Annotated in this window: 11 protein-coding genes and 2 tRNA genes; 7 read left to right on the top strand and 6 right to left on the bottom strand. The window is 32.8% G+C overall.

Going from position 1 to position 11,957, the window contains the following annotated elements:
- Positions 1-17: 17 nt before the first annotated feature.
- Positions 18-239, top strand: a complete 222-nt coding sequence (locus N5E64_RS00595; RefSeq protein WP_219034652.1) for a hypothetical protein — start codon at positions 18-20, stop codon at positions 237-239.
- Positions 240-299: 60 nt separating this feature from the next.
- Here the strand turns inward: N5E64_RS00595 and N5E64_RS00590 are convergent, their stop codons facing one another.
- Together N5E64_RS00590 and N5E64_RS00585 are read right to left on the bottom strand one after the other, a co-directional pair.
- Positions 300-1,349: an NAD(P)-dependent alcohol dehydrogenase gene (locus N5E64_RS00590; protein WP_280035153.1), complete on the bottom strand. Its 1,050-nt coding sequence runs from the start codon at positions 1,347-1,349 to the stop codon at positions 300-302.
- 79 nt (positions 1,350-1,428) lie between these two features.
- Positions 1,429-3,543 carry a prolyl oligopeptidase family protein gene (locus tag N5E64_RS00585; protein ID WP_280035151.1) on the bottom strand — a complete coding sequence of 705 codons (2,115 nt, stop codon included), beginning with the start codon at positions 3,541-3,543 and terminating at the stop codon, positions 1,429-1,431.
- 200 nt (positions 3,544-3,743) lie between these two features.
- Here N5E64_RS00585 and N5E64_RS00580 point away from each other — a divergent pair, with 200 nt between their 5' ends.
- On the top strand, positions 3,744-5,168 hold the full coding sequence (locus N5E64_RS00580; protein WP_280035149.1) for an MATE family efflux transporter: 1,425 nt from the start codon (positions 3,744-3,746) through the stop codon (positions 5,166-5,168).
- 35 nt (positions 5,169-5,203) lie between these two features.
- Here the strand turns inward: N5E64_RS00580 and N5E64_RS00575 are convergent, their stop codons facing one another.
- Positions 5,204-6,529 (bottom strand): hydroxymethylglutaryl-CoA synthase family protein, encoded by a 1,326-nt coding sequence (locus tag N5E64_RS00575; RefSeq protein ID WP_114998442.1) that lies wholly within the window; start codon positions 6,527-6,529, stop codon positions 5,204-5,206.
- A 173-nt stretch (positions 6,530-6,702) separates the two neighbouring features.
- On the opposite strand from N5E64_RS00575, the gene N5E64_RS00570 reads away from it, so the two are divergent.
- Positions 6,703-7,341, top strand: coding sequence for an HdeD family acid-resistance protein (locus N5E64_RS00570; protein WP_114998444.1), 639 nt, complete (start codon positions 6,703-6,705; stop codon positions 7,339-7,341).
- A gap of 42 nt (positions 7,342-7,383) precedes the next feature.
- Here N5E64_RS00570 and N5E64_RS00565 read toward each other — a convergent pair whose 3' ends face one another.
- Positions 7,384-7,527 (bottom strand): hypothetical protein, encoded by a 144-nt coding sequence (locus N5E64_RS00565; RefSeq protein ID WP_181816261.1) that lies wholly within the window; start codon positions 7,525-7,527, stop codon positions 7,384-7,386.
- A 34-nt stretch (positions 7,528-7,561) separates the two neighbouring features.
- Positions 7,562-9,052: a cardiolipin synthase gene (cls, locus tag N5E64_RS00560; protein WP_280035138.1), complete on the bottom strand. Its 1,491-nt coding sequence runs from the start codon at positions 9,050-9,052 to the stop codon at positions 7,562-7,564.
- A gap of 131 nt (positions 9,053-9,183) precedes the next feature.
- Here cls and N5E64_RS00555 point away from each other — a divergent pair.
- The 4 genes from N5E64_RS00555 (at position 9,184) to der (ending at position 11,597) form a co-directional block, all read left to right on the top strand.
- A tRNA-Phe gene (locus N5E64_RS00555) sits at positions 9,184-9,259 on the top strand.
- Between the two features lie 112 nt (positions 9,260-9,371).
- Positions 9,372-9,722, top strand: coding sequence for a phosphomannose isomerase type II C-terminal cupin domain (locus N5E64_RS00550; RefSeq protein WP_038336510.1), 351 nt, complete (start codon positions 9,372-9,374; stop codon positions 9,720-9,722).
- A 35-nt stretch (positions 9,723-9,757) separates the two neighbouring features.
- Entirely contained in the window at positions 9,758-10,186 is a 429-nt protein-coding gene (locus N5E64_RS00545) for an adenylyltransferase/cytidyltransferase family protein (RefSeq protein ID WP_038336508.1), read from the top strand.
- A 103-nt stretch (positions 10,187-10,289) separates the two neighbouring features.
- Positions 10,290-11,597, top strand: a complete 1,308-nt coding sequence (gene der / locus N5E64_RS00540; RefSeq protein WP_280035132.1) for a ribosome biogenesis GTPase Der — start codon at positions 10,290-10,292, stop codon at positions 11,595-11,597.
- A gap of 108 nt (positions 11,598-11,705) precedes the next feature.
- Here der and N5E64_RS00535 read toward each other — a convergent pair.
- A tRNA-Arg gene (locus N5E64_RS00535) sits at positions 11,706-11,779 on the bottom strand.
- Between the last annotated feature and the right edge of the window lie 178 nt (positions 11,780-11,957).

The raw sequence follows: 11,957 nt of genomic DNA, 5'->3' as shown, positions 1-11,957 counted from the left end.
TTAAACAAAAAAATCAAATGAAAAAATTAGCGTTATTCGCTTTCGCAGCGATTTCTTTCACAGCAATTTCTTGTAAACAAGAACCAACAAGTGTAGGAGAACCAACAACAGTTATTGAAGATTCTGTAAATGTTGAAAAAGCAGAGATTCCTGCGGCAGATTCTGTAGAAGGAGTTACGGTAGATTCTTCGAAAACTGTAAATCCAGCAGAAACAACAAAAGATTCTGTTGCGAAATAGAACTTAAAAACTCAAAAAAATCCGCTCGTTGAGCGGATTTTTTTGTTTCTATATCTAAGATTAAGATTCTTTCAGTGATTTAATGTCAATCACAAAACGATATTTCACATCAGATTTCATCATACGTTCGTATGCTTCATTAATGTTTTGAATATCGATCATTTCTACATCAGACACAATATTGTGTTCTCCACAAAAATCTAACATTTCTTGTGTTTCCTTGATTCCTCCAATTAAAGATCCTGCCAAATTACGACGTTTCATAATCAATAAACCTCCGTGAATAGCATCTAAAGGCTCGATAGCTCCAACCATACACATTGTTTTATCTAATTTTAATAATTGTAAATATGGATTAACATCGTGTTTTACAGGAATTGTATTCAATAAAAAATCAAATGAATTTGCATGCGCTTTCATTTGTGTTGCATCTTTCGAAATCAAAACCTCATCAGCTCCAAGTTTCTTTGCATCCTCACCTTTAGATTCGGATGTTGTAATCATTACAACATGAGCACCCATTGCTTTTGCAAATTTAACACCCATATGTCCCAAACCTCCAAGACCAATTATACCAACTTTATCGCCCGATTTTACATTCCAATGACGTAAAGGTGACCAAGTTGTAATTCCCGCACACAACAATGGCGCAGCAGCTTTTACATCGATATTTTCGGGTACATGAAGCACAAAATCTTCTTCTACCACGATGTTTTCTGAATAACCACCGTAAGTGATTCCACCATGTTTCGAGTTTTTAGAATTGTACGTTCCTGTAAAACCATTTTCACAATACTGCTCCAAACCTTCGTCGCAAGAATGACAATGTTGACAAGATTCGACCATACAACCTACTCCAACCAAATCTCCAACTTTAAACTTTGTTACATCAGAACCAATTTCTTTTACTCGACCAATAATTTCGTGCCCTGGAACAACTGGATAATTTGGTTTTCCCCAATCGCCTTTCGCTGTATGAATATCGCTGTGACAAACTCCACAATACTCGATATCTATAAAAATATCTTTCGCATGTAAATGTCGACGTTCTATTGTGTGTGGCGCTAATGGATCAGTTTCATTAAACGCTGCGTATGTTTTTGTGTTCATTATTTTTAAAATTTTTAACCCTATAAAATTAAAAAATCTACCTGAATAATCAGATGGTTTTGAATGAATTAAATTATAATTATTTCAATTTTTTGATTCCCATGTTCCACAAAGTGAAGGCATACTTATCAGCTGTTTCATTGATCACAACTTCTGTCGAACGACCTGCTCCGTGACCAGCTTTCGTTTCAATTCTGATTAAAACTGGATTATCACACGCTTGTTTCGCTTGTAAATTTGCCGCAAACTTGTACGAATGCGCAGGAACTACACGATCATCATGATCTCCTGTTGTGACTAATGTAGCAGGATAACATGTTCCTTCTTTTACATTGTGAACTGGTGAATATCCTTTCAAATACTCGAACATTTCTTTGCTATCATCAGCTGTTCCGTAATCATAGCCCCAACCTGCACCAGCAGTAAATGTATGATAACGTAACATATCCAAAACACCAACCGCAGGCAATGCTACTTTTGCTACTTTTGGATTAATTGTTTCTGTTGCTCCAACTAATAAACCTCCGTTAGATCCTCCTGATAATGCAGTATAATCTGGCGAAGTATAGTTGTTTTTCTGTAAATATTCTGCTGCTGCTATAAAATCATTAAAAACATTCAATTTATTGAATTGACGCCCTCCATCGTGCCATTTTTTACCATATTCTCCACCTCCACGTAGGTTTGGAACAGCGTAAACTCCACCATTTTCAATCCAAGCAGCAGTTGCTGGACTAAATCCTGGCGTTAAACTAATATTGAATCCTCCGTATCCATAAACGATTGTAGGATTTTTACCATTTTTCTTCAATCCTTTTTTATACGTAATAATCATCGGAACTTTTGTTCCATCTTTTGACGTATAAAAAACTTGTTCTGAAATATAATCATCTGAATTAAATTTCACATTTGGTTTAATGTAAACATCTGAAGAACCTGATTCTACATTGTACTTGTAACTTGTAGAAGGTGTGATATAATTTGAAAATCCGAAATAGATTTCTTTCTCTGATTTTTTCCCTCCAAATCCTGATGCAGAACCAACTCCAGGCAATGTAATTTGACGAACTTTTGATCCATCATATTTGTATTGCTCTACAACCGAAATTGCATCTTTTAAGTATTTAGCAAATAAATAACCTCCTCCTGTAGAAACAGATAATACATTTTCAGTTTCTGGAATAACGGTTTGCCAAGCAGCTTCGCTCAAATCTGAGATTGTAGCTTTTACAACCTTGTTATTAGGTGCTTTGTTATTTGTAAAAATGTAGAAAGTCTCTCCATCATTATCAATCACAGAAGTATTTGTATCAAAATTATTCACAATTGTTTTGATTGGGCTATTTGCTTGAGACAAATCTTGATAATACAACTCATTTCCAGTTGTTGTATTTGCAGCTGTAATAATTAAGAAACGCTCATCATCCGTCAAATAAGCACCAACATAGCGGCGAGGTGTTTCTGCTCCTCCAAAAATCAATTGATCTTTTTTCTGAGCTGTTCCTAATTTGTGGTAATATAATTTGTGTTGATCTGTTTTCTCAGATAATTCAGATCCTTTTGGTTTATCATAAGACGAATAGTAGAAACCGTCGTTTCCTTTCCAAGCTGTTCCAGAGAATTTAACATCAATCAATGTTTCTCCAACTTGTGTTTTATCTTTTGCGTTAAGAACAATTACTTTTCTCCAATCTGATCCACCTTCTGAAATTGAATAGGCAACTAAGCTTCCATCTTTAGAAAAGCTAACATCAGCCAACGAAACAGAACCATCTTTCGAGAATTTATTCGGATCTAAAAAAACTTCTTCTGTTCCATTTTCACCTAATTTACGGTACAAAACTGAGTGTTGTTGTAAACCATCATTTTTGTAGTAATACGTATAATCTCCTTCTTTAAAAGGAGTCGAAATTTTCTCGTAATTCCAGATATCCGTCAACGATTTTTTCAATTGTGTACGTAATGGAATTTCATTCAAATAAGCATAAGTTGCTTTATTTTGTTCAATTACCCATTTCTTAGTATCTTCAGACAAATCATCTTCCAACCAACGATATGGATCTTGTACATTCTCTCCAAAATACGTATCAACATGATCAATTTTTTTTGAATCTGGATACTTTTTCTTATAACTCTGTGCATTCACTCCTACCATAAGGGCAACATTAAATAAAATAAAAGCAGTTTTTTTCATTTCTTCTTAGTATAGCTGTTTTGGTAAAGATAATAAAATCAAAAAGATAAATTGGTATTGAAAAAAATGATTTATTTTTGGGCAAAATCCTCTCAGATTTTAATTGAAATGAATACTTACAACTTCGCGGCAACTTAACGTTAAATTCATTTTGATTTAAAAATTTATCAAGTATTTTTAATTTTTTTAAAACCAAAAAAATGACTGTAGAAAAGTCTTTAACAGCCAAAATTGGGTCTATTTTTTCGTTAATTAAACAATCTTTTTCAAGCGAAAACTTAGATTTAACCGCGTTACCAATCAAAAAATCAGTCTTTCTATTAGCAATTCCGATGATGTTCGAAATGGTGATGGAATCTGTCTTTGCATTGGTCGATTTATATTTTGTAGGACATTTAAAAGAAAGCGCTTTCGCCATACAAACCGTTGGTCTTACAGAATCTTTATTAACAATTGTTTATTCGATTTCAATAGGAATAAGTATGGCTGCAACTGCCATTATTGCACGAAGAATTGGAGAAAAGAAACCCGAAAAAGCATCAGAAAGCGCTTCGCAAGCAATTTTATTATCGATTATCATTACAATTCTGTTGAGTATTTTCGGATTTATATTCTCCAAAGATTTATTGATTTGGATGGGATCAACTGAACAAGCTGCTGAATACGGTAAGAATTTCACTAAAATAATGATGGTAAGTTGTTTATCAATTGTCTTATTATTCTTGATTAACGGAATTTTTCGTGGAGCTGGGAATGCAGCAATTGCGATGAAAAGTTTGTGGTTAGCTAACGGAATCAATATTATTTTGTGTCCAATTCTTGTTCGCGGATGGTTCTTTTTTCCTGAAATGGGATTAGAAGGAGCAGCCTTAGCTACTGCAATTGGTAGAAGTGGTGGTGTGGTTTATCAATTGTATGGTTTAACGAAAAAAGATTCATTAATTCAAATCAAATGGAGTTATTTCGTTCCAAAATCTAAACTAATTATCAATATTGTAAAAATTGCAGTACCAGCTATTGTACAATACATTATTGCTAGTTGTAGTTGGATTATTCTTGCGCGAATTGTTGCTCAATCTGGTGGAGAAATTGCCTCATCTGGTTATCAAACAGCTTTACGACTGATGATGTTTTTTATGTTACCTGCTTGGGGATTGAGCAATGCTGCGGCAACTTTAGTTGGTCAAAACTTAGGAAATAAAGATCCCGAAAAAGCAGAAAAATCAGTCCTTATGACCATGAAATTTAACATCATTTACATGTTGATTGTAAGTGTTATTTTCTATGGATTAAGCAATTATTTAGTCTCAATTTTTACAACAGAAGAACATATCAAAATCGTTGCAAAAGAAGGAATGTACATTCTTGCAACTGGTTTTTTATTATACGGAATTGGAATGGTAATGATGAATGCTTTTAACGGCGCGGGCGATACAATGACGCCAACGATTATCAATTTTGTTGGATTTTGGTTATTCCAAATTCCATTAGCGTATATGTTAACGTATCATTTCAATTTGAAGGAAGAAGGCGTTTTTATAGCAATTCCTGTTTCGGAAACGTTTATTGCAATTTTAGCATTTATTCTCTTTAAACGAGGGAAATGGAAGCAGAAAATAGTATAAAAAAAATCGCTCAAATGAGCGGATTTTTTTATGTTTTATCCTTTAAAAGTATAATATCTTGCACCTTTCAAATCTGGAATTTCAGTTTCAATGCGATCTAAAGCAAAACCTTTCGAATCATTAATAGATGTTTTCAGATTTTTATTGTGTAAATCTTGGTATTGTTCAAAAGAAATTGCTTCTCTTTTATTTAAATAAGTGAACAAATCCATTTTATTCATCACATTCTTCCAACCTTCACCAATTTGTCCTTGAAAAACTTTCGATTTAGATCCAGAACCATACGCAATAAAACCAACTGTTTTTCCATTTAATTCTTCATTGCTATCTGCGCTTACTTGTAGAGCCGATAAAAATGCTGTAAAAACTGAAGCTGTGTACATATTTCCGATCTCAGAAGAAGCACGTTGAGTTGGTTCTACTTTTTCTTTGATTAAGGCTTTATATTCATCCGATTTTGAAACAACTTTCAAGTTATCATTCGAATTATCTTGATCATTTTCTAATGCAAAAACATCCGAAAACATTCTTTTTCCTTGAAATGCATAAGGCAGATGAAAAGCAATATATCGCCAACTTTCGTACAATTTACCTTCTATTTTAGCCTCATCTTTAAAGTTGAAATAAGCTTCTCTAACTCTATTTTTATAACATTCGTTAGAATATTGCCCTTCAAAAACTGGTTCATCTGAAAAAATTTCGATTTCAGATTTTGTTGTTCCTAAAGCATTCAAAATCGCTTCATCAGAAGTTGATTGATGTGGTTTAAAGAAATCAAAAACAGATTCCATTCCAATTCCCCAATTGTTATCAAACGCAATCAAATCTGGTTGATTCGAGATTAACATCGCTACTGCACCAGCACCTTGCGTATATTCTCCCGTCGATTCTAAGCCATATTTTGCATAATCGGCTGCAATTACAATTGCTTTTTTAGCTGGATTTACACGAACATAATCGATAGAATTGTGCATCGCATCTACTCCACCCACGCACGCAAACGTCATATCCACAACATCTGTATGTCTAAAAGGTCGTTCACCAAATTGTTTAGCCAAAACAGATTCTACCAATTGTACTGCATAAGTTGCGGTTGGTTTTGCTCCATCTAAAGCGCTTTCTGTTCCTAAATAAATTCGTCCGATTTCAGTTGGATTTATATCAAAATCTGTGATTAATTTCAACAAAGCATTCGCAGCGATAGTTGCTGTATCTTCATGAACATCTAAAACAGACATTTTCTTTAAACCCAAACCAATTTCAAGTTTATCAGGATCAATATTGCGTTGAATTGCTAAATCTTTTATTGGTAAATATATATGCGGAACGTAGATAGAAGCCGCCTCTATTCCATACTTCATTTTCGTTGATTTTTAAGCGAACTTCAAAGTTAAGAGTATTTAATTTTTAGTAAGCATGAAATAAATCCTGAATTTTAAGAAATCAATAATCATTATAAAAAAACAAAAAAATAGAGGTTTAATTAGAATATTTCTTAATTTTAAGTCTATAATTTTAAATATTTTTTTTCAAAATGGCTCGTACTTTTTACAAATCAATCAAAAATTCTGTCAAATATTGGTGGATTTTATTAATCATTGGATTATTATTCGTTGGACTTGGAATTTATACATTCGCATTTCCAACAGCATCGTATGTTGCACTTTCAGTATTTTTTGCTGTATCTTTTTTATTCTCTGGAATTTCGGAAATTGTTTTTTCGATCTCAAACAAAGATGAAATTGATAGTTGGGGCTGGACATTGACATATGGAATTATTACAACTATTGTTGGATTTATGTTAGTTGTAAATCCAATTCTAAGTTTAGAAGTTTTTGCTTATTATGTTGGATTTTTAATTTTATTCCGCTCAATTTCTGGAATTAGTTATGCTTTCGACCTAAAAAATTATGGCGTAAAAGATTGGGGAATTTCTCTGTTCTTAGCTATTATTGGATTAATCATTTCCCTAATTTTATTATCATCTCCACAATTAGCAGGTTTAACAGCAGTAGCTTGGCTTGGATTAGCTGTAATTTCATCAGGATTATTTGCTATTTTTATTTCGCTTCAATTGAAGAAAATAAAAGATATCCCGAATAATATTTCAGACGATTTGAGAAGTCGATATGAAGAAATTAGAAAAGAAATCGAAGATTTTAAAAATCAATAAAAAACAAAAACCTCTACTTTAATTGATGTGGAGGTTTTTGTTTTATTTTCCTAAGATTCCTTCTAAAAATCCAGTTTTAAAAGATTCAATCATAACATCTGGTTGATCTATAAAATTTAGAAAACCATAAGCTAGAACTGCACCTATAGCAATTTTTCCAATTGTTAATAAAGATAGCTTTTTCATATTACCTTGATCTAAAATCGAATGTAATAAATATTTACAATATCGGTGCTAACAATCTACAAATTGATGCAAATGCACGGTAATACCAAGGTCTATTTTCCCATTTTTCTAGCGTTAATAATTCTGAATCCTCTTTATCTATATCAAATTGAGCACTCATTTGTTGCAATAACGTCGTGTTTTCAATCACCGAAGTAATCTCGAAATTAATCATAAAACTACGATAATCTAAATTCACTGTTCCAATAAAAGCCAATTTATCATCAACCGTTATTGTTTTGGCGTGAATAAATCCTTTTTCGTATAAATAAACTTTTACACCCCGCTTCATCAAAGGTTTTAGGAATGATAATGACGCTTGTTGCACTACAATAGAATCGCCTTTTTTAGGTATAATCAACTCCACTTCTACTCCGCTCGAAACAGCAATCATCATCGCTGTTTTAAATTCGTCACTTGGTATAAAATATGGCGTGCACAATTGCACTTTCTTTTTCGCCAAAGTAATTGCCAGAACCATCGCTTCCATTGCCGAATGTAAATCACTTCCTGGTGAAGAAAGTCCAAAACTAACCGTTGAAAAATCGTTCTTTTCTTTACTTGAATAAAAATATTTTGGATCAGAAATATTATACTTTTTGCCTTCCGTCATCATCCAATTTAGATAAAAATGCAATTGCAAACTATTGATAGAATCGCCTTCAATCATCACAGAAGTATCACGCCAATAAATCTTATTATTTGGACTTATTACACCATTTTGATTGATGTATTTATCACTAATGTTAATTCCTCCTAAAAATGCTTTTTTACCATCAACAATCAAAATTTTACGGTGATTACGGTAATTAGAATTCGCTAAAGACGAAAATCGAACAGGTAAAAATGTCTGAAACTCCACACCTGTTCCATCAAATCTTGAGTGATGTTTATTCAGTTTTGATGATCCAAAATCATCCGCAGTTACACGAACTTCTACACCATTTTTAGCTTTTTCAATCAGAATATCAATGATTTCATTTCCAATATGATCTTCATCAAAAATGTAATATTCAAGATGAATATGATCTTTCGCTTCTCGTAAAGCTTCTAAAAAAAGAGGGAATTTATCTTCTCCATTTGTCAACAACTTTACTTTATTATTTGTTGCAGGATAAGCAACTCTTGCATTGTTTAAATAACGATAAACCTGCGACAATGAACCAATTCTTGCATTTACTTTATCTAAATCATCTTGAACAGATTGATCCATTTCAGCCCATTTTTCATTGATGATTTTTTGATGATTCTTATCTATTCGTTTAAAAAATTCATCTTTTTTAAATTTCTGTCCAAAGAAAAAATATAGGATTATTCCAATAAACGGTAGAAAAACAATTACTAATATCCATGCAATTGTTTTAGTAGGGTTTCGATTTTCGATCAAAATAGTAACAATCACCATTATATAAAGGACGGTAAGCGGAACCCAATACCATTCTTTGATAAAATTCCAGATGTGCAAAAGTGTGATAGACCATTCCATTTGTAATCGATTCGTAATTTTTATAAAAATAAATGAATAAAAATCAACTGCTTAAAAAATTAATAGAAAATATTTAAAAATAATTTTGGAAATGATAAATAAACCTTCTTATATTTGCAATCCAAAATGACGGTGCCTTAGCTCAGTTGGTAGAGCAAAGGACTGAAAATCCTTGTGTCCCTGGTTCGATTCCTGGAGGCACCACCACATTTATAAAACCTCAAGCATGTGTTTGAGGTTTTTTTTTTGAATGAACATAACAATTTATTCATCGAGTATTTTAGAGTTGCATCTAAATATTCCGTAAATTGCGTAAAACATGGAAATAGGAAATAGACCTTGGGGTTCTTACTATGTATTAGAGGACACCGATATATATAAATTGAAGAGAATAGAAGTGAATGTTGGCGGGCGTTTGTCTTACCAATATCACAATCATCGTGCAGAAGTTTGGACAATTGTTCAGGGAACCGCAATGGTGACACTTGATGATAAAGAATATGAATACAAAGCGGGTGAAGTCGTTATTATTCCATTAAAAGCAAAACATCGTATTCAGAACATAGGTAATGAAACATTAATTTTTATCGAAGTTCAACATGGTACGTATTTTGGAGAAGAAGACATCATTCGCATTGAAGATGATTACAACCGATCATCTGAAGATTAATAAAAACTAATTATAAAAGACTAAACTGATTGACTATGAAAATCGGAATTACATTTAGTGCTTTTGATTTGCTTCATGCGGGACATATCAAAATGCTAGAAGACGCAAAACAACATTGCGATTATTTGATTGTAGGTTTACAAACAGATCCAACATTAGATCGACCAGAAAAAAACAAACCGACACAAACTGTTGTAGAGCGTTACATTCAGCTCAAAGGTTGCAAATTCGTCGATGAAATTGTGCCTTATGCAACAGAACAGGATTTAGAAGATGTTTTGAGATCTTTCAAAATTGATGTGCGTATTTTAGGGATTGAATACCAAGACAAAAACTTTACAGGACGTAAATATTGTGAAGAAAAAGGAATCGAATTGTATTACAATTCAAGAGACCACCGTTTCTCAAGTTCCGGACTTAGAAAAGTGGTTGCTGAAAAAGAACTTCTTAAAGTTGTAAAATAAAAATGGAGTAAGGTTAGAGTTTATCTAACCTTTTTTATTTACAATACTTTCTCAATCAAAAAATTAATGTAAAAAATAATTCTAAAAATTATACCTTTGCAAAATGTCAAATATAGTTGCAATTGTAGGAAGACCAAACGTTGGTAAATCTACGTTCTTCAACAGAATGATCCAAAAAAGACAAGCTATCGTTGATGACACTTCTGGTGTTACACGTGACCGTCACTATGGAAAATCTGATTGGAATGGAAAAGAGTTTACCGTAATCGATACCGGAGGGTATGTCGTTGGTTCAGATGATACCTTTGAAGAAGAGATCCGCAAGCAAGTTGAATTAGCTATTGATGAAGCAAATGTAATTTTGTTCATGGTAGACAATCAAGTTGGTTTAACGGATATGGATAAGGAAGTTGGCAACCTTTTAAGACGCACTAAGAAGCCTACATTCTTAGTTGTGAATAAGGTCGATACCAACAAAAATTTAGACGATTCTTATGAGTTTTATAACTTAGGATTCGAAAAAATGTACACAATCGCTGCAATGAGCGGAAGTGGAACAGGTGAATTATTAGATGATGTGGTAGATTGTTTTACAGAAGAAGAACACATTGATCCATTCGAAGGTTTACCTAAAATTACAATCGTAGGTCGTCCAAATGCTGGAAAATCTACATTAATCAATGCATTATTAGGTGAAGAACGTAATATTGTAACCGATATCGCAGGAACAACACGTGATTCTATCGAAACGTTGTACAATAAATTTGGACACGAATTTGTTTTGGTAGACACTGCCGGAATGCGTAAAAAAGGAAAAGTTAGCGAAGATTTAGAATTCTATTCTGTCATGCGTTCGGTTCGTGCAATCGAAGAATGCGACGTTTGTGTCTTAGTAATTGATGCAGAACGTGGTATTGAAGCACAAGATTTGAATATTCTTTATTTAGCAGAACGTAACCGAAAAGGTGTGGTCATCTTAATCAACAAATGGGATTTATTGGAAAAAGAAACCAATACAATGAAAGAATACAAAGATGCTATTCTAAAACGTATTGCGCCTTTTACAGACGTTCCTGTGTTGTTTATCTCGGCTCTTACAAAACAACGTGTCTTGAAAGCTGTGGATACATTTATCGAAGTTTACGAGAACCGTAGTCGTCGTATCAAAACAAGTAAATTAAACGAAACCTTGTTACCGATTATCGAGATTACACCTCCACCTGCAGTAAAAGGAAAATACATCAAAATCAAATATGTAACGCAGTTACCTACAAAAACGCCTCAATTTGCGTTTTTCTGTAACTTGCCGCAATATATTAGAGATCCTTACAAACGATTTATCGAAAATCAATTGAGAAAGGAATTCAATTTTGAAGGAGTTCCTATTGAAGTTTACTTCAGAAAGAAATAATAAAAATCCAAAAAGTCCATTTACAATTTGTAGATGGACTTTTTTATTGATAACAATAGAATTTAACATTCATAAAAAAAGCTCAACGATTGCCGCTGAGCATTTTTGTGACCGAGACAGGATTCAAACCTGTAACCTCTTGAGCCGTAATCAAGTGCGCTATTCAGTTGCGCCACTCGGCCGTTTGAAATAATTGAAAGTATTTTCCTTTATTTTCGAATGCAAATATACAGCTCTTTTATCGTAAAAACCTAAGCTTTTCGAGAAAAATTTTTAACAATAATTTAATTTACAACGAATCAATTGCTTACAAAAATATTTTTTTTAAGATTTTAACAGAATTCTTAACTTGCTTTCTCT

It is taken from the genome of Empedobacter sp. GD03739 (assembly GCF_029843245.1).
Taxonomy (GTDB): Bacteria; Bacteroidota; Bacteroidia; order Flavobacteriales; family Weeksellaceae; genus Empedobacter; species Empedobacter falsenii_B.
Note: the sequence above shows the minus strand (reverse complement) of the source record. Positions and strands in the feature narration are given on the sequence as shown.